The sequence below is a fragment of the Bhargavaea ullalensis genome, from assembly GCF_042432615.1.
GTDB classification, from domain to species: Bacteria; Bacillota; Bacilli; order Bacillales_A; family Planococcaceae; genus Bhargavaea; species Bhargavaea ullalensis.
On record NZ_JBHLWY010000018.1, the window covers coordinates 1 to 26,121 of the forward strand.

Here is a 26,121-nt window from a genome sequence, read left to right on the forward strand (position 1 = left end):
TTTCAAGCACGCAAAAACCCCGAAACCGGACTTTTTTTAAAGTGTCCGTATTTCGGGGTTCAGTTCATTGATTCCCAGGCCGGCTTTGTTTGATTTATTTCGGTCAAGCCACTTTCGGCGGTTCCGCCTCCACTTTTGACGCCTTGCTGCCGGCGACCGACAGCCAGATGACGCCGACGAGCATGATGAGCGCGCCGCCGAGCTGCCACTTCGCGAGGATCTGGCCGAACCAGAACATCGAGACGATCATCGCAGTGAGCGGTTCGAAGCTGGACAGGACGCTCGTTTCCACCGGCGAGATGAACTTCGTGCTGCCGAGCAGCAGGATGAACCCCGCCGTCGCGAATACGATGATGAGCATCATCATGATGAGCACCGTCGGATCCAGCAGCTTCGGGAATGTCCTGACCACGGCGAGCGGCTGAGCGACGAGCAGGACTGTCCCGCCGATGACCATTGCCCAGGCGACCGTCTGGATGACGCCGAACTCATGCATGAGGCGCGCCGGAAACAGCGTATAAAACGCGAAAGTGAAGCCGAGCGTCACACCCCAGGCAAGGGCCGCATTGCTCACCTGGAGTGATGCAAGGGAACCATTCGTCAGCAGCAGCACGAGTCCGCCGAGCGTAACGAGGATGCCGAGCATCTGATAGACCGGGGGCCATTTGCGCTGGCTATAGGTGACAAAGGCGATGACGAAGATCGGCGCGAGAAACTGAAGGAGTGTCGCAATGACCGCGTTGCTCGCCTCGATCGTCTTAAGAAACGTGAACTGCACGCCGAGCATGCCGACAACCCCGAAAATGACGAGTTGCCGCGCCCACGCTTTCTGGCGCCAGACGAGCGTGACCCGTTTCCCCTGCCGGTTCAGCATGAACAGCAATGCCGCTCCCGCGATGAGCAGTCGGATTACGATGAACGGCGCCACCTCGATGGGCTTTTCCGCGAGCAGCCATTCCATCATCGGCCCCGTCGCCCCCCAGAGCATCGCCCCCGAGACGATCATCCCGATTCCTTTCATGCGGTTCATCCGACCGCCTCCTCTCCTTGGCCTTTTTTCAAAGTCTCTGTCCCTTCGTCGGCAGCGGACAAAATCTTTCTTTATTCTACACAAAGCGGCCGCAATCCGCTGACTGAATTCGGCAAAAGAGCAGACTTTCTGGCGGATTCTGGCCGAATGGGGTACTTTGACCCTTACGGCCGTCTTCCCCTTTGCCGTATACTAGAATTTATATGACGATCCATCGATCCAACTTGTACGGGAGGTTTGTGAGATTGGACAATAACAGACGGCTTGAAACGGAAGTGGCCGCCGACCGGGACCAAAGTGCATTCGGCAGCCTTCTGGACGGCCTTGACAAGAAATTCATGATTTATAAAATCGATTCTGAAGGATTGATCCTTGATACAAACACACGATTTCTGGACAAAAGCGGCTGGACTCCGAAACGGGTGCTCGGCAAGCCGTTCAAGATCATGTTTCCGGACACGAAGGACGGCAAAGCCGATCTGATGAAAGTGTGGCGGCGCCTGCGCTCCCTCCGCCCATGGCAGGGAGACGTTCTGCAGGTCACCAAAACAGGAGAGCCGTACTGGGTTTCGCTCACCGCCATCCCCGTCATGTCGGGGACTCAGCATCTGTATACCCTCATGATCGAGGCGGACCGGACAGAAGAGCGGAAACTGCGGGAAAAGCTTGAGTCGATCGCCTACACCGACCCGGACACCGGTCTCATGAACCGCCATAAACTGACGGAGGAAGCTGAGCAGCTCATCCAAACCGACCGGCACTTCACGTTCGTTTACCTGGCGATCGAGAACTTCCACTCGCTGTTCGACCCGGGCGACAAGGAAGCGGAAAACCGGATCCTCAGCGAATTTGTCCACAGCATGAAAGTGTATTTCCGCAACAGCCGGTTCGCCCGGATCGGGATGAATGAGTTTGCCGTCCTGACACCCCTCGGCAGCTGGTTCGCGGAAGGCTTTCTGCAGTTTCTCGACGAACATCCGATCCAGTCCGACATGACCGGAATCCCCGTCCGGGTGAGCGGCGGCATCGCGAAATTCCCGGATGACCAGCAATCGTTCAAGCATTTGCTGAGCGCCTCCTCGATCGCCCGCCACCGTGCGATGCGGGACGGCGGCGGCCTGATCACCTCGCTGTCCAAGCCTGAGCAGCGGGCCGTCGCTCGCCGGCTCCGGATTGAACAGAAACTGCCCGGCGCTCTGGAAGAAGGCGCCATCCAGGCATTCTACCAGCCTCAGGTGGACATGACGACCGGGCGGATCATCGCAGCGGAGGCGCTCGTTCGCTGGGAGGACCGCGATCTCGGCAATGTGCGCCCGGCTGAGCTCATCCCGGTCGCGGAAGATGCCGGGCTGATTTCCGCGCTCGGTGCCCATGTCATCGAAGCGGCCGCCCGGCAGGCCGCGAACTGGAAACAGGAAGGCATCGGCGTCCCGGTCAGCTGCAACACGTCGGTCCGGGAATTCCGCGCCGGCGACATGGTCACGAAAATCAGGGACATCCTCACACGCACCGCGTGCCCGCCTTCCCTTCTGGAACTGGAAATCACGGAGAAGTTCGCATTCGAAGCGGAAGCGGAAGGCGAGCTTATGCACCAGCTGAAGCTTTTGCACGATGACGGCATCACATTTGCGCTTGATGACTTCGGCACCGGCTATGCTTCGTTCCGCTACATGCAGACCGTGCCTATCCAGAAGATCAAGATCGGCGAAGAGTTCATCGCCTCTTTCTCGACGAACGAGAAAGTCGGCCGCATCGTGGACGGACTTGTCCGGTTCGGCCACTCGCTCGGCCTGTTCGTCGTGGCGGAAGGCGTGGAAGATGAAGCCGTCTACCAGGCACTCTCGATCAGCGGATGCGATGCGGTCCAAGGCTACCATACCGGCCGGCCGATGCCCGCAGATCAATTCACCCGGCTGTTGCGAGAACAGGCTTTAAGTGAAAAGAATTGAAAAACGCCGTTGCAGGAGTTGATTTGCCTGCAGCGGCGTTTTCTCGTTTTAAGCGGTCCGGCGTTTGTTCTTGAACACGAGCTGGATGATGACTTCGGCGAATACGAGCCCCATGGCGATCGAACCGGAAATCATGAACGCCTCCATCGCATGGACGGTCGCCACGTCATAGTGCGTTTCCATGACATTGCGCATTGCATTATACGCCGTGCCGCCCGGAACGAGCGGAATGATGCCCGCGACGCTGAAGATGATCATCGGCGTCCGGTACCGCTTCGCGAACAGATGGGCAACGACCGCGACCGCAAAGGCGCCGATGAACGAAGCCTTGACCGCGTCGCCGCCGAGGAACAGGTCCCGGGCGGCGAGAAAGGCGAGCCAGCCGACAAGCCCGACAAACCCGCAGTGGAGCAGCCGGTTCCGAGGCGAGTTGAAAATGATTCCGAACATGGCGGATGCGATGAAGCTGCAGATTCCGTTGATGACCCAGATCATCACGCCACCCCCCGGAAACTCAGGACGAGCGCAATGCCCGCCCCGATGGCGAATGCCGTCAGAAAGGCTTCCGCCCCTTTTGCCGTGCCGGCCATGAAGTGGCCCGCCATCAGGTCCCGGACGGCATTCGTGATGAGCAGCCCCGGCACAAGCGGCATGACCGCCGCGATGATGATGAGGTCAAGCTGTCCGCCCAGCCCCGTCCGGACCGCCGCAAGCGAAAGGAGTCCGACAACCGCGGACGCCGTGAACTCGGAGAAAAACTTCACCCGTGTTTTTTCATGGAACGTCTCCGAAACGAAAAAGCCGAGCCCTCCGGCAACGAAGGCAGCGGGAATGTCGAGCCAGTGGCCGCCGAACAGAATAAGGAAACTTCCGCTCGCCACAGCCGCGGCCAGGAGCTGAAGCCAGAACGGAAACATGAAGTCCCCCCGCTCGATGCGCTTCAGTTCCTGATAAGCGGCTTCAAGCGTCATTTCCCCTGCCGACAGTCCTCTCGACACCGCGTTCACCCGGGCGATCTTCTCGAGGTCGGTCGCCCGCTTCCGGATGCTTGCCAGCTTTACATGCCGGTTGCCGCCAGGCGAGAAAATGATGCCGGTCGACGTCGTGAATGAGTCGGCGCCGGCAAGCCCCTGGCAGGCCGCCATCCGGGCCATCGTGTCGTCCACTCGGTATGTTTCCGCCCCGGCCTCCATCATGAGACGCCCGGCCAGCAGGCAGCAGTCGACCGCCAGCTCTTCAGTTGAATCAATAATCATGAACCCATCGCCGTCCGTCCCGTCTGCTTTTTTCTCATCGTATCCGAAAGCCCGCCAAAACTCAACGCCGCGGCAAAGGTTCAGGCGATTCGAAACTTACCAGGCTCCATTTCCGGCGGCCGGACCAACCTGCAAACGCTGCGCGATCACTCGGAAGTCCTATGACGCCACTCACCCGCCATATGCGCTCACTCGCCCGCTCTATGATTCCACTCGCCGCCTCCATGATTCCACTCGCTGCGCCCCTTTATTTCCCCGCCGTCGTCCCGAGCTCCCGGAAGTCGTCAAGCGAGTATGATTTCACCTCTTTTGGCGTCACGGCGAACACAGCGTCGCCGCTCCAGACGATGCGCTGGATGACCGAATCGTAGTCTTCATACCCCATTCTGTTCTGCGACTTCTCCGTCAGGTCGCCTTTTTTCACGATGCCGCCTTCCGGTGTGATCTCGTAGATGAGCGCGCCGCCGCCTTCATAGGAAAGCTCGCCGGTCTTCCCTTTCTCTTCGTAGATCATGACCGGGAATCCGTACAGATTGCGTGCTTTGTGCTCAAACAACACTTTGTGGTCATACTCGATGTCCGAGTGGGTGCCCGCTCCGCCGATGATCTCACTCGCCTGTTCTTTTGGATTCGTCATGTCGGTGACGTCAAACAGTGAGATCTTCATACCGGCGGTGCGGACGACCGGCTCTTTCCCGTTCCCGCCGCCGGTGACGATCGTGTGCTGGCCGAACCCGATGAGGTGATTCTCCCCGAGCGGATGAAGATAGTTGCTGAAGCCCGGAATCTTGAGTTCGCCGAGCACTTTCGGTGCGGCCGGGTTGCTCAGGTCCAGCGCAAACAGCGGGTCTGTTTCCCGGAAGGTGACAACATATCCCCGGTCGCCCATGAAGCGGGCGGAATAAATCCGCTCCCCGCGCGCCAGGCCGCTGACCGATCCCGTTTCCTTCATCCCGGCGTCGAACACATGGATGGCCGATTCGGAAGGTTGCCGGTCATCCCACATGTTTCCGTCCGTCACGGCGACCCGGAAATGCCCTTTGTACTCATCCATCGAGAATTGGTTGAGCGGCATGCCCGGCACTTCTCCGGATGCCAGGAACCGGATGTCCGTGCCGTCCAGCCCGAACTTGAAAATACCGGTCGTGGATGATTCAGGCCCTGTGCCGTCCCTCGCCATGAGAACCGGTCCAAAGGTGGAAGACGTGATATACAGATTCTCCTTTGACATATAAAGACCGCTGCCGCTGCCGAGATATGCCTTCGTTTCAACCTTCCCCGTCTTGCCGCCTTTCAGGTCGACCGCCGTGATGACGCTGTACGAGTCGCCGTCCGTGCCCGGCAGGATCGTGATGTCTTTCGTGTCCATCGGGGCCACTTTCTCTTTCTTGCCGTCCATTCCGTATGTGAACGGGCGCACATCCCGCTCCTCCTGCGCCCACCACGTCTGCTGGACGTTCGTGACGATATACAGAATGCCACCGCTTAGGCGGGAGCTGAGATACCAGCCTTCCGAACCGGCTTCGCGCAGCAACACCGGTTTGGCCGGGTTGGTCACATCATACAATTTAACCGTCACCGCCGACTCTCCGGCCGGCATGATCCGGTCCTCCGACTTCGCACTGTCTCCCGACGGCCGGACCGGGACATCGAAATACCGGTTCCCGATCACGGCAAGCTTCCCGCCGTGCAGGTAAAGCTCCATCGGCATGAAGTCCTGCCCGCCCGGTATCTCGGCAACCCGCACCGGTTTCGCCGGATTCCGGATGTCCACAATCCGGACGCTTTCCCCGCCTGTCGTTGCGTACAAGTGTTCACCGTCCGTCTTGACGATATCCCCTTCGTCGACACCTTCCACCTGAGCGTTCGTCTCCGAGTGACCGCCGTCCGTCCCGCCGCCGGCCGAATCCGCCGCTTTGTCCTCCGAAGAAGCCATTTCAGCTTGCTCCCGGAAAAACCCCTGCCTTTCCCGGCTTGCGGTGACCCGGCGGAAGTGGGCTTCCAGCTCCTCAAGCGAGGCGACCGGCTTGATGCCGTCCTGCACGTTGAACTTGACCTCCTTGACGGCGGGTTTGGCTCCGAACAAGCCGGCGAACGCCGAGCGCTTCACATGGAGTTCATACGCTCCGGGTTCAAGACCGGCAACGGAAAGCCGGTTGCCCTCGACCGCCAAATCCGCCTCCACCGGCTTTCCGCTCTCCGTGATCGTCAAATCCCCGTTTTTTCCTGCCTGCCGGTCCAGCCGCTCGCTGAACACGGCACTCCACGAATCCCCGCTCAGCGCGACCGGAGAAGCACTCACGCCTACAACGTTCTCAAGCCGGACGGCAATCGCCAGTACGGCCACAACAACAAGGGCCGATACCCCGGCAATCCATGCAATTTTTCTTCGTTTCTCCATCCCAGGACCCCTCCCTTTTCCATTAGTCCGTTCTCCGGCCAAAAGAGTTTCATTCATGAGAAGCTGATCTTATGAATAAATCTGAAAAAGGGATGGCGCCCGTCCCGTTGTTCCGATACATTGGTGAAGGGGATGTTTTTAATAAATAAAGGGGGTAACTAAAAAATGAAAACGCTGACCAGATTCTCCAACGCACTCATGGAACGGTTTCTGCCCGATCCGTATATTTTTGTCGCCATCCTGACGCTCGTCGTGTACTTGCTCGGGCTCGGCCTCACCGACTCGGGGCCGCTCGACATGGTCGTCCACTGGGGAGACGGCTTCTGGGGATTGCTGTCCTTCACGATGCAGATGGTGATCGTGCTCGTCGCGGGCCATGTGCTCGCGAACAGCCCGGTGTTCAAGCGGCTCCTGAGCTCGCTTGCCGGTATCGCCAAGTCACCCGGCTCCGCCATCATCCTCGTGACGGTCGTCTCGATCATTGCGAGCTGGATCAACTGGGGCTTCGGCCTCGTCATCGGCGCACTTTTTGCGAAAGAGATCGCCAAGAAAGTAACGAACGTCGACTACCGGCTGCTCGTGGCAAGCGCCTATGCAGGGTTCGTCGTCTGGCACGGCGGGCTCGGCGGCTCGATCCCGCTGTCCATTGCGACGGCAGACCATCCGTTTGAATCGATCATGGGCATCGTGCCGACCTCCCAGACGATCTTCTCCGGCTATAACCTGTTCATCATCGCGGTGCTGTTCATCACGATCCCGCTCCTGAACCGCTGGATGATGCCGAAGCCGGAAGACACGGTGACCGTCGATCCCGCGAAGCTCGAAGACCCGATCGACGTCGAAACTCCGGAAGAAAAGACGCCGGCCTCGCGCATGGAAGACAGCGTCCTCCTGTCGATGCTCATCGGCGCGCTCGGTGTCATCTACCTCGTCAACCACTTTGTGCGCAACGGGTTTGACCTGAACCTGAACGTCGTCAACCTGATCTTCCTCATTCTCGGCATCATCTTCCACGGAACGCCGCGCCGGTTCCTTGCAGCCGTCGCCAATGCGGTGAAAACCGCCGGAGGCATCATCATCCAGTTTCCGTTTTATGCGGGAATCATGGGGATGATGACAGCTTCCGGACTCGCCGCCGTCATTTCGGACGCATTTGTGTCGATCTCGAATGAGCATACGTTCCACCTGTTCACGTTCTACGCGGCGGGCATCGTCAACTTCTTCGTGCCGAGCGGCGGCGGCCAGTGGGCCGTCCAGGCACCGATCATGCTCGACGCCGCCCAGTCGATGGGCGCCGATTACGCCAAGACCGCGATGAGCATCGCGTGGGGCGACGCCTGGACGAACATGATCCAGCCGTTCTGGGCACTGCCTGCCCTCGCGATCGCCGGGCTGAAGGCGAAGGACATCATGGGGTACTGCGTGTTCGTCCTCATCCTGAGCGGCATCGTCATCTCGATCGGGCTTTATTTCTTCTGATCAAAAGCGGATTTCCGGGAAGCGTTATCTTTTTCCGGCGGAACGTTATCTTTATTTGACGGAGCGTTATCTTTATCTGATGAAGCGTTATCTTTTTCCGAAACAGTCGCAGCATCACCATAAAGAAAAAAACGGGGCCTCCAGCCGGAGAGCCCCGTTTCTCATGCTTCCGGTTCCCATGCCGGCAGCATCTTGTTCAGTTTCTTGTCTTCACGGTAGCCGAGCACATATTCCGCCTGCATGACCGTGTGGATCTCGCGGGTGCCTTCGTAGATGACCGGTGCCTTCGAGTTCCGCAGGAAGCGGGCGACCGGATAGTCATCGGAATAGCCGTAGGCGCCGTGGATCTGGAAGGCATCATCCGCGGCTTTGTTTGCAAAATCACACGCCTGCCATTTGGCGAGGGATGTCTCGCGGGTGTTGCGGACTCCCTTGTTTTTCAATTCACCGGCACGGTAAACGAGCAGTCGGCTCATCTGGTACCCCGCCTCCATGTTGGCGATCATCTGCTGCACAAGCTGGTGCTTGCCGATCGGCTTGCCGAATGTTTCCCGCTCGTGGCAGTATTTCACGCTCGCTTCGAGGCACGCCTGGATGAGTCCGACGGCGCCGGCCGCCACCGTGAACCGGCCGTTGTCGAGAGAGGCCATCGCGATCTTGAACCCTTCCCCTTCTTCTCCGAGCCGATTTTCCGCCGGTACGCGCACGTCTTCAAAGAACAGCTCTCCGGTATTGCCCGCGCGGATGCCGTACTTCCCTTTGATCGCCTTGGAAGAAAAGCCGGGCATCGTGCGTTCGACGATGAATGCGGTGATGCCGTGGTGTTTCTTCGTTTTGTCCGTGTAGGCAAACACGAGGAAATGATCGGCCACATCACAAAGCGAGATCCACGTTTTCTGGCCGTTCAGCACATAGTGGTCCCCGTCGCGCACGGCCGTCGTCGACATCGCCGCGACGTCGGATCCGGCACCCGGCTCGGTGAGACCGAATGCGCCGATCTTTTCCCCCTTCGCCTGCGGCACGAGGTACTTCTGCTTTTGCTCTTCATTGCCCCACTGGAGCAACGACATCGAGTTGAGTCCGATATGGACGGACACGGCCGTCCGGAATGCAGTGTCGCCCCGCTCCAGTTCCTCGCACAGGATTGCCAGCGAATTGTAGTCCATCCCGCTGCCTCCGTACTTTTCAGGGATGCAGACGCCCATGAAGCCCATGTCCGCCAGACGCTTCCACAGGTTTGGATCGAATCCGCCTTCTGCGTCCCATTTTGCAATATGAGGGATGATCTCGTCATCCGTGAACTGCCGGGCGGTTTTGCGCAGCAGTTCCTGTTCTTCAGAAAATCCGAAGTCCAACTTCAGTTCCCCCTTTCACAATGACCGCTGCTCACACCGTCGCGGCTTCCTCGGAAGAAATCTCGGCGATGTTCACGCCGCGTTTTTTCATTTCCGCAATATACGGCCCGCCCGGCACGATAAGTTCCGGCGGATACACGCCGCGCTTCGTGATCGTCCCGTCCCCGATCATCTGGGCAACGACGGAGATCGTGTTGGCCGTTGCGCGTGCCATCGCCGTCACGTTCGTCTGCGGATCCTTCTCGGTGATCAAGTCGTACTCATAGCAGGCATCATGGCCGTCCTTCTTGCCTCGGACGATGACGCGGAGCAGGACGGCGTCTTTTTTGTCGCCGAGCCGCAGCTGAGGCGAAAGATGCTCTCTCATGACGTCGCGGACTTTCACGGTCTGGCCGCCGACCGTCACTTCCGCATCGCGACCGAGCAGGCCGAGATCGACGAGCAGGCCGAACTTTTCCGCATGACCTTTGTAGCGGATCGTCTTGTATTCCAATGTATCCAGCTCCGGGAATGACTTCGACAAGGTCGACGTGCCGCCCGATGTGTGGAATGCTTCCATTTCGCCGTATCCGTCGAACGTGATCGATTCCAGCTCGCTCAGCGACGGCACTTCCTGCCACTTGCCGTCCCGGATCACGTGGGACGGGTCCGTATAGTGGTCGAACACGCCTTCCAGGGAAAATACGATGTTGTAGTTGAGCGGCGGCTCCGGATCGACCGGGATTCCCCCGACATAAAGCTTCACGGACTCGGCCTTATCGAGCTTGCCGGCGCCGTAGCCCGTCAGGATGTTGATCATGCCCGGTGCCACGCCCAGGTCCGGAATGAGCGTGACGCCTTTCTTTTGGGCTTCTTCCGACAACTCCAGAACCGCATCCGTCGCCCCGCCGATGTGGCCGCCGAGATCGACCGAATGGACGCCGGCTTCAATCGCGGTGCGGGCAACTTTCTCGTTGAACGTGTAAAAGAGCGCGTTGATGACGACATCGCCAAGCGACATCACTTCCTTGAGCTGGACATCATCCGAGGCATCGAGCCGGAGGATCTCCAGCTTGTCCGACATGAGCTTCTCGGCGAATTCTTCCGCCTGCCGGACATTCAGGTCCGCAAGCCAGACCTTCTCGACTTTCTCGCTTTTCACCAGGTCGCGCGCCGCTTCTTTCCCCATCAGTCCTGCTCCGAGTACAACTACTTTCATCTGTATCTCCCCTTTCAGATTCGGTTCGTTCGGGTTGGTTCGTTATATTACTCCGTATCGATCTGCGCACGCTGCAGCTTGCCGCTGTAGTCGACGTAGATGCTCTTCCACTCGGTGAACACATCGAGCGCCGCCACGCCCGAATCCCGGTGGCCGTTGCCCGTTCCTTTCGTGCCGCCAAACGGCAGATGGATCTCCGCGCCGGTCGTGCCCGCGTTCACGTAGACGATCCCGGTGTCGAGATCGCGCTGCGCACGGAACACCTTGTTCACATCCTGCGTGAATATCGAGCTTGACAGGCCGTATACAACGCTGTTGTTCACTTCGATCGCCTCATCCAGGCTGCCGACTTCAATGAGGGAAATGACCGGCCCGAAAATTTCTTCCTGGGCGATGCGGCTGTCCCACTTTACGTCCGTGAAGAGCGTCGGCTCGTAGTAACAGCCGTCCGAGTACCCGGCTCCGTCAAGGATGTTGCCCCCTGCCAGCAGCCGTGCGCCTTCTTCCTTGCCGATCTTGACGTAGCCGTCGATCTTCTCAAGCGCCTTTTTGTTGACGACCGGTCCGACTTTCACCGATTCATCAAGCCCATCGCCGATCGTCAGACCCTTCATCGCTTCAAGCAGACGCTGCTCAAGTTCCGATTTCACATCTTTATGCACAATCACCCGGCTGCATGCCGTACAGCGTTGCCCCGCGGTCCCGAATGCACTCCAGAGAATGCCTTCGACCGCCAGATTGAGGTCTGCGTCATCCATGACGATGACCGCGTTTTTCCCGCCCATCTCAAGCGACACTTTCTTCAGATGGCGTCCGCCGAGCTCGGCCACATGGCGACCCGTTTCCGTTGATCCGGTGAATGAAATCACCCGGACATCCGGATGCTCGATCATCGCCGTCCCGACATCCGAACCGCTGCCGAACACGATGTTCGCCACGCCGGCGGGCAGGCCCGCCTCCTCGAAGATCTTCGCCATTTCATACGCCATCATCGGCGTCTCGGTCGCCGGCTTCCAGATGAACGTGTTGCCCGCGACAATCGCCGGGAACGACTTCCAAGTGGCGATTGCGACCGGGAAGTTCCACGGCGTGATGAGCCCGACAACCCCGATCGGCGCACGGACGCTCATCGCGAACTTGTCCTGAAGCTCGCTCGGCACCGTCTCGCCGAACAGCCGCCGGCCCTCGCCCGCCATGTAGTACGCCATGTCGATTCCTTCCTGGACCTCGCCTCGTGCTTCTTCGATCACCTTGCCCATCTCTTTTGTCAGTACTTGCGACAGATGCTCCTTGCGCTCTTTCATCAGACGCCCGATTTCATATAAATAGTCCGCACGCTTTGGAGCGGGGACGAGTGCCCACTGTTTCTGTGCTTTTTTCGCCGATTCGACTGCCCGGTCGACGTCTTCCCTGCCCGACAGCCGGACTTCGCACAGCGTTTCTCCGTTTGCCGGGTTGAGGACGGCCGTGTATTCTCCGCCGCTCTCCTGCCAAGCTCCATTGATATAGTTATCGAGTTTCATATCGCATTTCCCCTTTCTGTTGAAACCGCTTTCAATTTGACTATTTCGACAAGCTTAAGTGAAGTCCTTCAAAAAATTTAAGAACTTTCTGTGAAGGGTCTTCCGGCCGGCCGGTCTCCGCTTCGCCGCGTGCCTGCTTCATTTCTGCCAAACAAAAAAGCCCGCAAGCGGTTGGGCTTGCGGACTTTGGGATTATTCGGTTGCGGTTTTGCCGTTGCGGGCGGAAGCGGCGGTGTCTTTGCGTCCGACTTCCTGTGTCTGGCTTGTCGGCGGCATGACCCGCTTGACGAAGAAGGTCATGACGAGCGCAATCACGACGATGATCGTGCAGACGAAATAGGAGAAGTTGATCCCGTGGAGCAGCGCATGCTGGCCGATATCCGCCTTCATCGCGGCGATGTCGGCAGGCGACATGTCCGGAGAGGCATTTTTCATGGCATCTCCGGCAAGCGAGGCGGCCTCGGATTCAGTCCGCTTGTTCATGATGGTGATCAGGAAAGCGGATCCGATGGCGCCCGACACTTGCTGGAGCGTGTTGTTCATCGCAGTGCCGTGCGGGTTCTGCAGCTGCGGCAGCTGGTTCAGGCCGTTCGTCATGATCGGCATGTTGACCATTGACATCCCGAGCATCCGGACCGTATAGACGGCCATGATGTAAGAGTAGGTCGAGTCGATCTCAAGACGGCTGAGCAGGAAAGTCGTGACCGTTGTGATGAACAGGCCGCTGATGGCCAGCACTCTTGGTCCGTATTTGTCGAACAGCTTGCCGGTGACCGGTGACATGATCCCCATGACGATGGCACCCGGGAGCATGAGAAGTCCCGAGTGGAACGGAGAGATGCCTCGGACATTCTGGACGTAAAGCGGCGTCAGGAGCATTCCCGAGAACATCGAGATTGAAACGACGACCATGATTGCAGATGAGAGTGCAAACATCGGGTACTTGTAGATTCTGAAGTTGAGCAGCGGTGCCTGCATGCTGAGCTGGCGGAAGATGAAAGCTGCCAGGGCGAGGCCGCCGACCAGGATGGTGATGTACACATGCGGGCTCCCCCAGCCTTTGTCGCCCGCCATGCTGAAGCCGTAAAGCAGGCCGCCGAACCCGATGCTCGACAAGACGAGCGAGAACAAGTCAAGACGAACCTCACGGGTTTCCATGATATTGCGCAGTTTAAGCGCTGCTGCAATAATGACGATGATGGCGAATGGAAGCACCATCCAGAACAGCACGCGCCATGTATAGTGTTCGACGATGTAACCGGAGAGCGTCGGGCCGAGTGCCGGTGCGGTGATCATGACAAGGCCGAAGAACCCCATCGCCGTGCCGCGCTTTTCAATCGGGAAGAGCGTCAGCATGATGTTCATGAGGAGCGGCATCATCATTGCCGAACCGGATGCCTGAATCATCCGCGCTGCGACGAGAACTCCGAATGTAGGTGCAAGGGCAGCGGTGAGCGTACCGATTGTGAATAGCGTCATCGCCGTCAGGAACAGGTTCCGGTTGGTGAATCGCTGGATGAAGAAGGCGCTCGCCGGGATCAGGATTCCGTTCACGAGCATATAGCCGGTCGTCAGCCACTGAACCTGCGCCGGGTTCACCTTGAATTCTGTCATGATGACCGGAAGCGCCACGTTCAGGAGCGTGTTGTTCAGAAAAGCGACAAAAGCCCCGAAGAACAGAATGGCAACCATTCCGTATGGGATTTTATTGGATTTTACCTGGTCATTCAATTTCACGTTCCTCCGTTTCCAAGATTGATCCGATTGTTAGGGTTCCGAATCAAACAATGAAATTTATTTTATACCGGTAGTCCAATCAATGCAACAAAAAAAGAATGAATTCGGCATAAAAATTGAGAAAGTCTATAATAACCGTTAAAATGGGCTTATACTATCGGTATAAAAACGGTTTCAAAACGGGACTTTTCCATTACCGATTGAAAGGTGATTGTATTGAACGAACGGAAACAGCATGTTCTCGCTGCCGCCAGGCGGCTTTTTCTGGAGAATGGTTTTCTGCACACGTCGATCCAGAATATTTTGGATGAAGCCGGCATATCAAAAGGAACCTTTTATAATTATTTTTCTTCAAAGAACGAATGCCTGATTGAAATCATCCGGCAGTCGTGGGAGGAATCCGCCATTTTGCGCAATGAGATTGCTGCTGGCAGGCCGGACGGACCGGAAGTCATGGGCGAACAGATCCTGATCCGGCTGCGGCTCAACCGGGAGCAGAATCTCCTCCCCCTTTTTGACGCCATCCTGAGCTCCGGTGACGAGGAACTGCGCGAATTCATGAAAAAGATCCACCTGTCAGAGCTGGCCTGGTCGGAAAGCCGGATTGTCGAAGTGTACGGAGAATGGACACGGCCTTTTGCCGCGGACGCGGCCGTTCTTCAGTTCGGCATGCTCAGCCAGTTTCTGCGTTTCAGCGCCATTCTCAACATAAAGGAAGATTTTCCCGTCATCATCAGCTTTATCCTGCGGCGGCTCGAAGTTCTCTTGAGAGACATGGCCGACCACAATGAATGGTTGATTCCGCCGGGCCGCTTCGCCGCGCCAGGTGCTTCCCCGCCTCCCCCTCCCGTCTCAGAGACGGCGGAACGGCTCTGCCGGCTGGCGGGTTCCTTGAATGGTGAGAAACGGAAAACCGGTGAGGAATATGCCGAGTTCCTTTCCGGCGAACTCCGCTCCGGCCTGCCCCGCCTCATGATTATCCGGACCATCGCAGGGCCGTTCCGGAAGCTTTTTGAAGGGACGCCTCTTGAATCTGAAGCACGCAGCATCATGCGTGACGTTTGGCAGACCGTGCGGCAAAAAACCGAACAACCCAAGGAAGACGCCGCGGAATAAAATCGCCGGACGCTTCCCTTCATTTCCCGCACCCGGTTTCAGGCAAACCGGGTGCGGGTTTTTACAATCAGCGATTTGCCTCCGACCGGTTAATCCGGCTGGGCGGCCGGGTAACCTTATGACAGAGCGTCTTTATTTTCCGTCAAAGAGGTGACTTTCATGGAAGAAAAACTGACCAGGGGACCGGCTGAGGCCGGACCGGAAAAGAAACAGCCGAACCGGAAACCGTATTATCTGGCACTGTCCTTTTTGGCATTGATCATTGTTCTCATGCTCCCGTCCCCGGAAGGCCTGCCGGTGATGGGACACAGGGCGCTGGCCATTCTCGCCTTCGCCGTCATTGTATGGATGACCGAGGCGGTCACTTATCCGGTGAGCGCCGCGATGATCATCGGGCTGATCACATTGCTTCTCGGGCTCGCCCCTGATATGGACAATCCCGGAGAAATGCTCGGGACGAAGGGGGCACTGAAACTTGCGCTCGGCGGTTTCTCAAACAGCGCCGTGGCACTTGTGGCAGGAGCCCTGTTCATCGCAGCCGCCATGCAGGCAACCAACCTACACAAGCGGCTGGCACTTTGGATCTTGTCCAAGGTCGGCACGAAAACGAGCGCAATCGTCATCGGCGCCATCATCGTTTCGATCATCCTGGCGTTTTTCGTCCCGAGCGCGACAGCACGTGCCGGTGCGGTCGTCCCGATTCTCCTAGGAATGGTCGCGGCATTCGGCCTCCCGAACAACAGCCGGCTCGCTGCCCTGCTCGTTATTACAGCCGTTCAGGCCGTATCAATCTGGAACATCGGTCTGAAAACGGGTGCCGCCCAGAACATGGTAGCCATCGGATTCATCGAGGAGGAGCTCGGCCAGACAGTCGCCTGGAGTTCTTGGTTCCTTTATGCCGCCCCTTTCTCAATCATCATGTCGGTCGTGCTTTACTTCGTCATGATCCGGCTCATCAAACCGGAAACCGACAACATCGAAGGCGGCCGCGAAGTGATCAACCGCCAACTACACGAACTCGGTCGGCTGAAACCGGTCGAAATCCGGCTGATCGTCCTTTCTGTGGTACTGCTCCTGTTGTGGGCAACGGAAGAAAAGCTGCACCCGTTCGACACGACGACCGTCACGCTCGTAGCGGTCGCCATCATGCTAACGCCGAAAATCGGCATCTTTGATTCTTGGAAAACCGCCGAGAAAATGATTCCTTGGGGCACGATCATCGTGTTCGCCGTCGGCATTGCGCTCGGCACGATCCTGCTGAATACAGGCGGTGCCCAGTGGCTATCCAATGAAGCATTCGGCGCGATCGGCCTGGATTCGATGCCGCTGCTCGCGACGATTGCCATCGTTTCTCTTTTCAACATCATCATCCACCTCGGATTTGCCAGCGCGACGAGCCTGTCATCGGCGCTCATCCCGATCTTCATCGCGCTCACCTCGACGCTGGCGCTCGGCGAACAAAGCGTCGGCTTCGTACTCGTCCAGCAATTCGTCATATCATTCGGTTTCCTGCTTCCGGTAAGTGCCCCGCAAAACATGCTCGCTTACGGAACCGGCGCCTTCACGGTGAAGGACTTCCTAAAATCGGGCGTTCCCCTCACTCTGATCGGCTACGTCCTAATCCTTCTATTCAGCGCCACCTACTGGAAATGGATTGGGTTACTCTAAAGCGGAGGGCGACGTTTAGGGGCGTCAGGCCATAAGGCGGGACGCAGAGCGGATCCCGATCCGCGGCGCGTCATGACTTATGACCCCGACCCCCTTCCGCCCGCAGCTGGATACCATAAAAGCGTAGGGCGCCCTCTTCCAGCGGCCCCACAGGCAAAAGACAATCCGCAATACAAAACGACCCCGCCGGCATCATCCGGACAGGGTCGTTCTTTGTGTAAAGTTTTATTGAGCCAAGCGACCGGAAAGGGCGGCGGCGTATTTCTGCGCGGTGCCGGACGATACGCCGAAGCGTTCTGCGGCTTCCTTGGCGGTGAACGCCTCGCCCTTCAGAAGATTCGCTTCCTGTGCGGCCAAATAAGCGCCGGCGACGAATCCGCCCGGCTTGCGGACAATCGGGTTTTCTTCAATGAAGTAGCGGACGAGCAGGTCGCTGATCTTTGTGAATGTTTCAAGCGGCTCTTTGTCCGCCCGGAGGCTTTCGGACAAAATCGACACAGCGTTCGCCTGTCCGGCGGTGAGTCCGTCGGTCGGCATGGTTCCTTCTCCCGCTTTTCTGTCGGCCGCTTCGGTTGCGGCGGTTTCCAGGACCGCCTCATCCGCAGCCTCCGGTACCGCATCTTGCTCTTCATGGGCAGCCGGTTCGCTGTCGGGCTTTTGCGGGCTGAACAGGAGCCGGAAGACGTCCAGCAGGCGGCGTGCCAGGAAGGCGGCATCCGGTGCCGCGCCCTCCGCCTCCGCCATTTTGCGGATCCGGCCGGTGACCCAGGCGGACTCCGGCGGGATCGAGTAGAGCGTGGTGACCGGCTGGACGCCGTCTTCCCGCTCGCGCGGATCCTGCAGGACGATGCCGAAGAAGACCGTTCCCGCCGGTGCGTCCTTGCCGGAGTCGGCGCGCATCGAACGCGCCGTCCCGCCGAACACATCGGTCATGAGGAAGTGTCCGGATTCCTTGCCATCAAGTGCGGCCATGAGAACGAACGGTTCGCGCCAGGCCTTGAGGACCGTTTTCACTTCTTCGCGGTCTGTTTTGGCAAGCGCCGCATCCAGATGGCTTTCCCACATTTTTCGGTTGACGACGAACAGGAAATGCTCGAAGCCGGCCCCTTCGATGACTTCTGTTTCCATGAGGCCGCCAAGATGTGTCATCCAGGTCTTGATGTGGAGGGAGAGTTCGGTCCGGTCCAGCCGGGACGGCGCATTCTGGATATAAGCCGCCATGATGCGTTTCAGTTCCGAGTCGGCGAGTGCCTGGGCTCCGCCCTCCGTCCTGCCGTGGCATTTTTTATATTTTTTCCCGCTTCCGCACGGGCACGGGTCGTTGCGTCCGATCACTGCCATCATTCCTTTACTTTAAAAGCTGCCCATCTATTTTAACACTGCCGGTCAAGTCGGGGTACCTCGTTTGTCCCGTCTGTTTATTCCACGCCTCTTCCGGGGTATATGAAGGGGAGAATTATGAAAGGAAGGGATCCGGCGGATGGAGCACACTCGAATCGCCTACCGAGATCTATTTGATGCCGCGCAGTTTGAAAAACCTTCCTGGTATGACCGGGAATCCGGCCTTGTGATCCAGCATGAGGCACATCACGACGATGACCGTTATATCGAGCTTCCCCGGTTTGACGAGGTGTCGGAGCAGCAGATGAGGGTGGAGTTCGCCCATACGCTGCAAGACCAGCCTGAACTGCAGGACCGGATCGGCGAGATTTTCGCCTACAACCGGCCCATCGATGAATTCGAAGAGCTTCTGCAGAAGGAGGGCCTCTTGCACGACTGGAAAAATTACCGTGAACTCGCCCGGCAGCGGCAGCTCAACGAATGGTGCAGCCGGCACGGCATCCGCTATGACATGGACGGCATTTGAACCATCGCGATCAAGACAGGAGGTTTTATTCATGACAAAACAAAACGGACAGGAAGAGACCAACTACGAAAAAATTGACGAAGAAGTCGTACCCCAGGAACAGGAAACCCAGCCCGGCGTGGAATCCGAGATGAAGCCTGAGCCGATTTATGATGATCCGGAATACAAGGGCTCCGGCAAACTGAAGGGCAAGAAGGCGCTCGTCACCGGAGGGGATTCCGGTATCGGGCGCGCGGTGGCCGTCGCGTTTGCCAAGGAAGGTGCAGATGTTGCCATCGCCTATCTGGCCGATGAGGAAGACGGCGACGCCGAGCAGACCGTGCGCGACATTGAAAAGTACGGCGGCAAGGCGATGAAGGTCAAGACCGACCTGCGCGACGAGGAAAACTGCCGCAACTTGCTGAAACAAGTTGCCGACGAGCTCGGCGGACTGAACATCCTCGTCAACAATGCAGGCGTCCAGTTCCCGAAAAAAGACATCGAGGCGATTACGTCCGCCCAGCTGAAAAACACCTTCGAATCGAACTTCTTCAGCATGTTCTACCTGACACGGGAATCGATGGCTTACCTGAAAGACGGCGACTGCATCATCAACACATCGTCCGTCACGGCCTACAACGGGTCGCCCGGCCTGCTCGACTATTCGGCCACGAAAGGCGCCATCACGGCGTTCACCCGCTCATTTGCCCAGAACATCGCCTCAAAAGGCATCCGCGTGAATGCTGTCGCACCGGGTCCGATCTGGACACCGCTCATCCCGGCGACGTTCGACGCAAAGAAAGTCGAACAGCACGGCAGCGACACGACCCTGAAGCGCCGCGGCCAGCCGGCCGAACTTGCCCCGTCCTACGTGTTGCTCGCCTCAAAGGACGGCAGCTACATGACGGGCCAGACAATCCATGTCGACGGCGGCGACTTCCTCACCAGCTGAATCAATGACGGCAAAACCGGCATCCGCAAAAGCGGGTGCCGATTTTTTGTTTGAGGCTTCGCCTGATCGTGTCCATAGTATTGTGGAAACTCCAACAGTCGAAGAGTGGAATTTACACAGGGGCCGGACATTATCCTGCGCCTCACTGTAAGAGTCCGATTCTGCCTGCTATGAGTCCGATTCGCGGTGCTAAGAGTCCAATTCTGTGCGTTAAGAGTCCAATTCCCGCCGCTAAGAGTCCGATTCCCCTTCGCCGCTTTCGTTTCTGTGTAAATGTTATACTTATTTTCGGAAAGGGGAGAATCGTTTTGGACAAACAAGTGATCTACAAACAGATCGGCGGCTCCATCGATGAGATGATCCACATCCGCCGCCATCTGCATATGCATCCGGAACTTAGCTTTGAAGAGGAAGAAACACCCGCATTCATTGCGGATTATCTGGAGAATCTCGGGATCGAAGTGCGCCGGAATGTGGGCGGCCGCGGAGTCGTCGGAACCATCCGCGGAGGCAAGCCGGGCAAGACGATCGCGTTCCGCGCGGATTTCGACGCGCTGCCGATCCAGGATGCGAAAGACGTTCCCTACAAGTCGACCGTCCCCGGCGTGATGCATGCATGCGGCCATGATGGCCACACGGCTTCTCTTCTTTTATTCGCCAAGGCGATGAATGAAGTGAAGGACGAGCTGGAAGGGAACATCGTCCTCATCCACCAGCACGCCGAGGAGATGAATCCGGGCGGCGCGATTGCGATGATCGAGGACGGCTGCCTGGACGGTGTCGACATGGTGTTCGGTGCGCATCTGCAGTCGCAAATGCCATTTGGCAAAATCTACAGCCGGGACGGATATTTGCAGGCCGCGGAAAGCACGATCAGCATCCGGGTGAACGGTTCGGGATCGCACGGCGCCGAACCGCATACCGGACGCGACCCGATCCTTGCGGCAAGCCAGATCATGGTCGCCCTCCAGTCGATCGTCAGCCGGAACGCGCCCCCGCTTGAGCAGCTCGTCATCTCAATCGGCAGCTTCCACTCCGGCCAGGCCGCAAATGTCATACCGGAAACTGCGGAGATGGAAGGCACGATGCGGGTTTACGACGAAGAACTTCGGGACATGGCGTCGGAGCGCATCCGCGAAGTCGCCGAATACACCGCAAAAGCGCTCGGCTGCACGGCCGACGCGGACGTTGTCAAAGGCTACGATGCGGTGAAAAACCACACCGAAGGCATCGAAATCCTGGAAACTGCAGTCGCCGACGCCTACGGGCCAAACGTCTACCAAGAGATCGACCCGGTCATGCCGGCCGAGGACTTCTCCTACTACTTGCAACATAGGCCGGGCGCCTATTTCTTCGTCGGAGCCATGGCCCCCGGTGCAGACAAGGCCTACCCGCACCATCACGAGCGGTTCGATTTTCACGAACCCGCACTCGCCATGGCTGCCACCACTTTCGCTGCCATCTTCTTTGAGGCACAGGGGAAATAAAAGAAGTTGAAGCTGTCCAGACACGGGCAGCTTCACTTTTTGTGTGAGGCGGGAGCGTGGCCGGATGGACGGGGCCTCGTAGGGATCCGAGACCGCGGATTCCTATTCCTTACTCCGAATTTGTGTCACTTGCTCCGAATTTGTGGCCCTTACTCCGATTTTCCGTCCCTTACTCCGATTTTCCCGCCCTTACTCCGATTTTCCAGCCCTTACTCCGATTTTCCAGCCCTTACTCCGATTTTCCAGCCCTTACTCCGATTTTCCAGCCCTTACTCCGATTTTCCGCTCCTTACTCCGATTTTCTGCTTCTGCTCCCATTTCCCGCAATTCAAACAGCCGTGCCGGTCGCTGCGTTCGACCGGCACGGCTTGATTGATTGTCTTAGTTGGATGAAACGGTGTCTTTTTTCACTGTGAGCTTCTCCAGCCGGGCTTCGTCAACGTCGATGCCAAGGCCCGGTTTGTCCGTCAATAGCACTTCCGGAAGTTGGTATTCAAGATTTCCAATTTCTTCGCTGAAGAGAAGAGGCCCGGACAGTTCGGAGCTTTTAATGTTCGACCGGCTCATGACGACATGATAGCCTGCGGCGGACGCGACCGATGATTCGACCATCGAACCGACCTGGCACTGGAGCCCCGCCGCCTCTGCCGCCTTGGCGACATGGATTGCCGGGAAGATTCCGCCCGTTTTCATGAGCTTGATGTTCAGCACATCCGCCGCTTCAAGCCGTACAATTTCATGCAGTTCTTCCATGCCGTGGAGTGTTTCGTCCGCCATGACCGGCACGGCCACTTTTCTGCGGACATCGGCGAGACCGCGGATGTCCCCCATCCGGATCGGCTGCTCGATCCAGTTCAGGTTCTCCCCTTCAAGCTCGCGGATGGCCGCTGCCGCGATGCCCGGCGTTTTCCAGCCCTGGTTCACATCAACGCGGATCGGGAACTCCGGACCGACCGCCTTGCGGACCGCTTTGATCCGGGCGACGTCTTCCATCGGCTCCCCTTTTCCGACTTTCAGCTTGAGCGATGAGTAACCGTCTTTCACGGCCTTGACCGCTTTTTCCGCCATGATTTCAGGTGACTCGATGCTGAGGACGCGCGGATATTCAAGTTTCTCATGAGCCCGGCCGCCGAGAAGATTGTAAACCGGCTGCCCCGTCGCCTTGCCCATCAGGTCATAGCAGGCAATGTCGATGGCTGCTTTGGCGGCGGGGTTCCCCCAGATCGCCTCGTCCATCTTCCCGTGGATTTTTTCGATGTTGAAGGGATTTTCGCCGAGCACGGCCGGAATCAGGATCTCCTTCAGCACTTCAAACGCCGAGAGGAAATACTCTCCGGTCACGTGCTCGTCGGGAACGGCTTCCCCGTAACCGGTGAGCCCCGTGTCGGTTTCAAGCTTCACGATGACCGCCGGCATATCTGGATAGGTTGCATATGAGATGATGAACGGCTCCCTGAGCGGGAAACGGACTGCATGGATGGTTGCACGGATGATATTCATTTTGCCCCTTCTTTCCGAAACGTTTTCTTAATTCAGTCTATCCGGTAGCTGTTATTAAATCAATGCAATAAACACAAGGTAAAATAAATGATTTAATTCTCGAATTGAGTTCTACATCCTGGCACGAGGCCTCCGCCCTCTCCTCTGCGAAACCGAAACATAGACTGACCATTAGGGGGTGTAAATTTGAACAGAAAAAATTGTGGTTGCTCAGGATATGGAAAGAAAGATCCGGAATGCAACTGTAAAAAATGTTGCCGCGGACCCCGTGGACCAAGGGGGATTCAGGGACCGCCAGGCCCTCCAGGAGAACCCGGGGATGATGGCGCACAGGGACCGCGGGGACCGCGGGGATACACCGGGACCCAGGGACCGAAGGGCGACAAAGGCGACACCGGTGACCAGGGGCCTCCGGGACCCAAAGGCGACAAAGGCGACAAGGGCGACACCGGTGATCAGGGGCCTCCGGGACTCAAAGGCGACAAGGGCGACAAAGGCGACACCGGTGACCAGGGGCCTCCGGGACCCAAAGGCGACAAAGGCGACAAAGGCGACACCGGTGATCAGGGGCCTCCGGGACTCAAAGGCGACAAAGGCGACAAGGGCGACACCGGTGATCAGGGGCCTCCGGGACTCAAAGGCGACAAAGGCGACAAGGGCGACACCGGTGATCAGGGGCCTCCGGGACCTTCCGGCGGGATTGCCGAATATGCGTATATCTATAATGTTGGTGCCCAAAGAATTCCTCAGGAAGAAAAAGTTAGTTTCAGCAACAATGGACCAATGTCTTCAGGGTTCACCCACACATCCGGGAGCACAGACATCATTGTTAAAAGCGGCGGCATCTACGAGATTATCTACACGGTTACCGGCGGGAATCCGCAACAGTGGACCCTTTTTGTAAATGACTCGGCCGTCCCTGAGTCCAGGTACGGCATCCAGTCCGGCAATGCCGAAACAGTGGGGTTGCTGATCCTTGCTTTGCAAAACAACGATGTGGTGACACTGCGCAACAACACTTCAGAGTCAAACCAAGTCGATCTGGTCGTTCAGTCCGGCGGTAAGCTGAATGTCGTGAATGCTTCCATCACATTCAAAAAACTTGCCTCTCTTCCAGCTGTCTGATCTAAAAAGGGCTGTCGTCCATGCGGTAGCCCTTTTTGAATTAATTGGCCCCATTCCCCCTTATACCGCCCAAGAGGTCCAAAACTCTTATATACTATTCAAAAAGGAGGGTTCCCATGGATTCCACACTCATCAAACCGGAGGATACGTGGCTGCTCTGGGCGTTTCTCGCCGGGTGGGCCGCCGTCAGCATTTGGCTCGAACAGAAATACGCATGGGCGTCGAAAGTTTCTGGCGCCATCATCGCGTTGGTCGGGGCGCTCATCCTCTCCAACCTGAAAATCATCCCGGTGGAGGCGCCCGCCTACGATGTGGTCTGGGGCTATGTCATCCCCCTTGCCATCCCGCTTCTCCTCTATCAGGCAAACTTAAAAAGAGTCTGGAATGAAAGCGGCCGTCTGCTTATGCTCTTCCTCATTTCTTCCATCGGGACGGTTGTCGGAGTGTTTGCGGCGTTCTTTGCCCTTCACCGCTTCATCCCGGAACTGGACCGGATCGGGGCGATGATGACCGGTTCATACATAGGCGGCGGGGTCAACTTCGCCGCGCTGTCCGCCAAATTCGAGACGAGCGAAGGCATGATCTCGTCGACAATCGTCGCAGACAACCTCATGATGGCGATTTACTTTTTCGTCCTCATCGCCATTCCCGGCATCGGGTTTTTCAGAAAAAAATTCCCGACCCCACATATCGATGAAGTCGAATCGTCCGCAGACAAAGACGCCGAGACGCTCGCCGCTTCTTATTGGCAGCGAAAAGATATTTCACTCAAGGACATCGCGCTATCCGTCGGGAGCGCATTCCTGATCGTCGCGGTCTCCTTTAAAATCGCGGAACTGTTCGGCTCCGTCATTCCGGACGAAGGCGCCGGCTGGCTGCTGCTCGGCGGTCTGCTCGGGGACAAGTACCTCATGCTGACAACAATAACGGTCACGGTCGTGACGCTCCTGCCGAAGTTCTTCGACAGCCTGCACGGCGCGCAGGAGATCGGGACGTATCTAATTTATATTTTCTTCGTCGTGATCGGCGTGCCGGCATCGCTCCCGCTTCTGATCCAAAATGCGCCCCTGCTGCTCATCTTCGTCTTCATCATCGTGCTGCTCAACATGATCGTCACGTTCACGGCCGGCAAGGCGATGAAGTTCAGCCTCGAAGAAATCATCGTTGCGAGCAACGCCAACATCGGCGGACCAACGACGGCAGCCGCGATGGCAATCGCCAAAGGCTGGAAAAATCTGATTGTCCCGGTCATGCTCGTCGGGACGATGGGCTATATTATCGGCAACTACATCGGCACGATTGTCGGCAACATTTTCGCGGGTCTCGGCTGACTCGCTTGCCGAGTATTGCCAAAACCCCCAGTTCCCCATAGAATGAATAATGATTCATTTTTATTTGACTTTAGGGGGTTGCACTATGGGGAATCCGCTTGACGGACTTACGCTCGAAGAAATCTGGTCGCTCATCAAAAAGAAACTGGATGCCCATCCGGAGCCGTACAAGGATCAGGACATCCGTTACGAGTTTGTCGTGGACGGCAAGAACGAGCGCGGCCGTTGGCAGCTTCATCTAGACCACGGTCAGGCAGAAATCGTACAAGGAAGCCCGGAAGAGGCGGCCTGCACGCTCGAACTCGGCGGCAAGCACTTCCGGAAACTGCTCACCGGTGACTTGAACAGCATGGCCGCCTTCATGACCGGCAAGCTGAAAGTGAAGGGCAACGTCGGCTTTGCGCTGAAACTTGAACAACTCCTCAAAGAATACGACTTCTCGGGCTGACTGACGGATCTGGAAAGGAGCGTGACCGACATGCGCGTGGCCATTTTTGACTTTGACGGCACTCTATACAAGGGTGAAACATTCGGCTTCATGATGAAACACCTGAAGCACCATCCCGCATATGGCCGGCTTTACGGCAAGTTCTTCCGCCGAATCCTGCCCGTCTACACCGGATACAAGCTGAAACTCGTCCCCTCCCCGGTCATGCGCGAGAAATCCATGCAGCATTACCTGTCGCCGTTCAACGGCTTTCCCGCAGAAGAGCTCGATGATTATTTCCGCGGCATGGCAGCCGACATGCGCAGCGGATTCAATCCGGAGATCGAGCGTCGTGTCCGTGAACACGCGGATGCAGGCGACCGCGTCATGCTTGTTTCCGGCGCCTTCACCCCGCTATTGAAGGAAATCGTGAAGGACCTGCCCGTGGACGACGTGATCGGCACCGAGATTCCGTACAAGGACGGCCGGTTCGGCAATGAGCCGATCCGCCACATCCGGGCCGAACGGAAAAACGAACGGATCCTGGAAACACTGGGCGTTGCAGAGGTCGACTGGTCCGAAAGCTCGGCTTACGGCGATACCCTGTCCGATCTTTCCGTGCTGGAACTCACCGGCCATCCGGTTGCCGTCCGGCCGGAGGAGGCGCTCCGGCAGACCGCGTCCGGGCGCGGCTGGGAAATTATCGAATGAACGGCAACGAGGCACCCTGCAGGATGCAGG

Annotated in this window: 21 protein-coding genes; 11 read left to right on the plus strand and 10 right to left on the minus strand. The window is 57.6% G+C overall.

Annotated features, from left to right (window positions below; genetic code table 11):
* Positions 1–103 precede the first annotated feature (103 nt).
* Positions 104–1,030, minus strand: coding sequence for a DMT family transporter (locus tag ACFFIY_RS04415; protein WP_354195920.1), 927 nt, complete (start codon positions 1,028–1,030; stop codon positions 104–106).
* Positions 1,031–1,275: 245 nt separating this feature from the next.
* On the opposite strand from ACFFIY_RS04415, the gene ACFFIY_RS04420 reads away from it, so the two are divergent.
* Positions 1,276–2,979 (plus strand): putative bifunctional diguanylate cyclase/phosphodiesterase, encoded by a 1,704-nt coding sequence (locus tag ACFFIY_RS04420; RefSeq protein ID WP_354195918.1) that lies wholly within the window; start codon positions 1,276–1,278, stop codon positions 2,977–2,979.
* Positions 2,980–3,027: 48 nt separating this feature from the next.
* Here ACFFIY_RS04420 and ACFFIY_RS04425 read toward each other — a convergent pair whose 3' ends face one another.
* The 3 genes from ACFFIY_RS04425 to ACFFIY_RS04435 form a co-directional block, all read right to left on the minus strand.
* Complete coding sequence (locus ACFFIY_RS04425) at positions 3,028–3,474, minus strand: threonine/serine exporter family protein (RefSeq protein WP_354195916.1); 447 nt, start codon at positions 3,472–3,474, stop codon at positions 3,028–3,030.
* Positions 3,474–4,235, minus strand: a complete 762-nt coding sequence (locus ACFFIY_RS04430; protein ID WP_354195914.1) for a threonine/serine exporter family protein — start codon at positions 4,233–4,235, stop codon at positions 3,474–3,476. The genes ACFFIY_RS04425 and ACFFIY_RS04430 overlap by 1 nt, the downstream gene beginning before the upstream one ends.
* Before the next feature lie 247 nt (positions 4,236–4,482).
* The gene (locus ACFFIY_RS04435) at positions 4,483–6,636 is read right to left on the minus strand and encodes a beta-propeller domain-containing protein (RefSeq protein ID WP_354195912.1); all 2,154 of its coding nucleotides are present in this window, start codon (positions 6,634–6,636) and stop codon (positions 4,483–4,485) included.
* A gap of 165 nt (positions 6,637–6,801) precedes the next feature.
* On the opposite strand from ACFFIY_RS04435, the gene ACFFIY_RS04440 reads away from it, so the two are divergent.
* The gene (locus tag ACFFIY_RS04440) at positions 6,802–8,115 is read left to right on the plus strand and encodes a short-chain fatty acid transporter (RefSeq protein WP_354195910.1); all 1,314 of its coding nucleotides are present in this window, start codon (positions 6,802–6,804) and stop codon (positions 8,113–8,115) included.
* A gap of 161 nt (positions 8,116–8,276) precedes the next feature.
* On the opposite strand, the gene ACFFIY_RS04445 is transcribed toward ACFFIY_RS04440, so the two are convergent.
* From ACFFIY_RS04445 to ACFFIY_RS04460, 4 genes are all read right to left on the minus strand, one after another.
* Entirely contained in the window at positions 8,277–9,470 is a 1,194-nt protein-coding gene (locus tag ACFFIY_RS04445; protein WP_354195908.1) for an acyl-CoA dehydrogenase family protein, read from the minus strand.
* 31 nt (positions 9,471–9,501) lie between these two features.
* Positions 9,502–10,668, minus strand: a complete 1,167-nt coding sequence (locus tag ACFFIY_RS04450; protein WP_354195906.1) for a saccharopine dehydrogenase family protein — start codon at positions 10,666–10,668, stop codon at positions 9,502–9,504.
* Positions 10,669–10,715: 47 nt separating this feature from the next.
* Positions 10,716–12,191, minus strand: a complete 1,476-nt coding sequence (locus tag ACFFIY_RS04455) for an aldehyde dehydrogenase family protein (RefSeq protein WP_354195903.1) — start codon at positions 12,189–12,191, stop codon at positions 10,716–10,718.
* Between the two features lie 192 nt (positions 12,192–12,383).
* The gene (locus ACFFIY_RS04460; protein WP_354195944.1) at positions 12,384–13,883 is read right to left on the minus strand and encodes a DHA2 family efflux MFS transporter permease subunit; all 1,500 of its coding nucleotides are present in this window, start codon (positions 13,881–13,883) and stop codon (positions 12,384–12,386) included.
* A 261-nt stretch (positions 13,884–14,144) separates the two neighbouring features.
* Between ACFFIY_RS04460 and ACFFIY_RS04465 the strand changes: the two genes are divergently transcribed.
* Both ACFFIY_RS04465 and ACFFIY_RS04470 read left to right on the plus strand, forming a co-directional pair.
* Positions 14,145–15,044 carry a TetR/AcrR family transcriptional regulator gene (locus ACFFIY_RS04465; protein WP_376837191.1) on the plus strand — a complete coding sequence of 300 codons (900 nt, stop codon included), beginning with the start codon at positions 14,145–14,147 and terminating at the stop codon, positions 15,042–15,044.
* Between the two features lie 159 nt (positions 15,045–15,203).
* Positions 15,204–16,712 (plus strand): DASS family sodium-coupled anion symporter, encoded by a 1,509-nt coding sequence (locus ACFFIY_RS04470; protein WP_354195897.1) that lies wholly within the window; start codon positions 15,204–15,206, stop codon positions 16,710–16,712.
* Positions 16,713–16,937: 225 nt separating this feature from the next.
* Here the strand turns inward: ACFFIY_RS04470 and ACFFIY_RS04475 are convergent, their stop codons facing one another.
* Positions 16,938–18,056 (minus strand): YecA family protein, encoded by a 1,119-nt coding sequence (locus ACFFIY_RS04475; protein WP_354195895.1) that lies wholly within the window; start codon positions 18,054–18,056, stop codon positions 16,938–16,940.
* 136 nt (positions 18,057–18,192) lie between these two features.
* Between ACFFIY_RS04475 and ACFFIY_RS04480 the strand changes: the two genes are divergently transcribed.
* From ACFFIY_RS04480 to ACFFIY_RS04490, 3 genes are all read left to right on the plus strand, one after another.
* Positions 18,193–18,579, plus strand: coding sequence for a hypothetical protein (locus ACFFIY_RS04480; RefSeq protein WP_354195893.1), 387 nt, complete (start codon positions 18,193–18,195; stop codon positions 18,577–18,579).
* Positions 18,580–18,610: 31 nt separating this feature from the next.
* Positions 18,611–19,510 carry an SDR family oxidoreductase gene (locus tag ACFFIY_RS04485; RefSeq protein WP_354195891.1) on the plus strand — a complete coding sequence of 300 codons (900 nt, stop codon included), beginning with the start codon at positions 18,611–18,613 and terminating at the stop codon, positions 19,508–19,510.
* Between the two features lie 356 nt (positions 19,511–19,866).
* Positions 19,867–20,997, plus strand: a complete 1,131-nt coding sequence (locus ACFFIY_RS04490) for a M20 metallopeptidase family protein (protein ID WP_376837198.1) — start codon at positions 19,867–19,869, stop codon at positions 20,995–20,997.
* Between the two features lie 381 nt (positions 20,998–21,378).
* Here ACFFIY_RS04490 and ACFFIY_RS04495 read toward each other — a convergent pair whose 3' ends face one another.
* Positions 21,379–22,497, minus strand: a complete 1,119-nt coding sequence (locus tag ACFFIY_RS04495; protein ID WP_354195887.1) for a mandelate racemase/muconate lactonizing enzyme family protein — start codon at positions 22,495–22,497, stop codon at positions 21,379–21,381.
* Between the two features lie 186 nt (positions 22,498–22,683).
* On the opposite strand from ACFFIY_RS04495, the gene ACFFIY_RS04500 reads away from it, so the two are divergent.
* From ACFFIY_RS04500 to ACFFIY_RS04515, 4 genes are all read left to right on the plus strand, one after another.
* Entirely contained in the window at positions 22,684–23,622 is a 939-nt protein-coding gene (locus ACFFIY_RS04500; RefSeq protein ID WP_354195885.1) for a collagen-like protein, read from the plus strand.
* A gap of 116 nt (positions 23,623–23,738) precedes the next feature.
* Positions 23,739–24,953, plus strand: a complete 1,215-nt coding sequence (locus tag ACFFIY_RS04505) for a DUF819 family protein (RefSeq protein WP_354195883.1) — start codon at positions 23,739–23,741, stop codon at positions 24,951–24,953.
* A gap of 85 nt (positions 24,954–25,038) precedes the next feature.
* Positions 25,039–25,401 (plus strand): SCP2 sterol-binding domain-containing protein, encoded by a 363-nt coding sequence (locus ACFFIY_RS04510; RefSeq protein ID WP_354195881.1) that lies wholly within the window; start codon positions 25,039–25,041, stop codon positions 25,399–25,401.
* A 30-nt stretch (positions 25,402–25,431) separates the two neighbouring features.
* Positions 25,432–26,091: an HAD family hydrolase gene (locus tag ACFFIY_RS04515; RefSeq protein WP_354195879.1), complete on the plus strand. Its 660-nt coding sequence runs from the start codon at positions 25,432–25,434 to the stop codon at positions 26,089–26,091.
* Positions 26,092–26,121: the final 30 nt, after the last annotated feature.

What these genes read in the sequence shown, in the direction of transcription:
- ACFFIY_RS04510 (WP_354195881.1), top strand. Translation starts at nt 25,039, where the DNA reads ATGGGGAATCCGCTTGACGGACTTACGCTCGAAGAAATCTGGTCGCTC.
- ACFFIY_RS04440 (WP_354195910.1), top strand. Translation starts at nt 6,802, where the DNA reads ATGAAAACGCTGACCAGATTCTCCAACGCACTCATGGAACGGTTTCTG.
- ACFFIY_RS04415 (WP_354195920.1), bottom strand. Translation starts at nt 1,030, where the DNA reads ATGAACCGCATGAAAGGAATCGGGATGATCGTCTCGGGGGCGATGCTC.
- ACFFIY_RS04430 (WP_354195914.1), bottom strand. Translation starts at nt 4,235, where the DNA reads ATGATTATTGATTCAACTGAAGAGCTGGCGGTCGACTGCTGCCTGCTG.
- ACFFIY_RS04485 (WP_354195891.1), top strand. Translation starts at nt 18,611, where the DNA reads ATGACAAAACAAAACGGACAGGAAGAGACCAACTACGAAAAAATTGAC.
- ACFFIY_RS04470 (WP_354195897.1), top strand. Translation starts at nt 15,204, where the DNA reads ATGGAAGAAAAACTGACCAGGGGACCGGCTGAGGCCGGACCGGAAAAG.
- ACFFIY_RS04455 (WP_354195903.1), bottom strand. Translation starts at nt 12,191, where the DNA reads ATGAAACTCGATAACTATATCAATGGAGCTTGGCAGGAGAGCGGCGGA.
- ACFFIY_RS04515 (WP_354195879.1), top strand. Translation starts at nt 25,432, where the DNA reads ATGCGCGTGGCCATTTTTGACTTTGACGGCACTCTATACAAGGGTGAA.
- ACFFIY_RS04480 (WP_354195893.1), top strand. Translation starts at nt 18,193, where the DNA reads ATGGAGCACACTCGAATCGCCTACCGAGATCTATTTGATGCCGCGCAG.
- ACFFIY_RS04435 (WP_354195912.1), bottom strand. Translation starts at nt 6,636, where the DNA reads ATGGAGAAACGAAGAAAAATTGCATGGATTGCCGGGGTATCGGCCCTT.
- ACFFIY_RS04495 (WP_354195887.1), bottom strand. Translation starts at nt 22,497, where the DNA reads ATGAATATCATCCGTGCAACCATCCATGCAGTCCGTTTCCCGCTCAGG.
- ACFFIY_RS04460 (WP_354195944.1), bottom strand. Translation starts at nt 13,883, where the DNA reads ATGGTTGCCATTCTGTTCTTCGGGGCTTTTGTCGCTTTTCTGAACAAC.
- ACFFIY_RS04450 (WP_354195906.1), bottom strand. Translation starts at nt 10,668, where the DNA reads ATGAAAGTAGTTGTACTCGGAGCAGGACTGATGGGGAAAGAAGCGGCG.
- ACFFIY_RS04505 (WP_354195883.1), top strand. Translation starts at nt 23,739, where the DNA reads ATGGATTCCACACTCATCAAACCGGAGGATACGTGGCTGCTCTGGGCG.
- ACFFIY_RS04425 (WP_354195916.1), bottom strand. Translation starts at nt 3,474, where the DNA reads ATGATCTGGGTCATCAACGGAATCTGCAGCTTCATCGCATCCGCCATG.
- ACFFIY_RS04490 (WP_376837198.1), top strand. Translation starts at nt 19,867, where the DNA reads ATGATCCACATCCGCCGCCATCTGCATATGCATCCGGAACTTAGCTTT.
- ACFFIY_RS04475 (WP_354195895.1), bottom strand. Translation starts at nt 18,056, where the DNA reads ATGATGGCAGTGATCGGACGCAACGACCCGTGCCCGTGCGGAAGCGGG.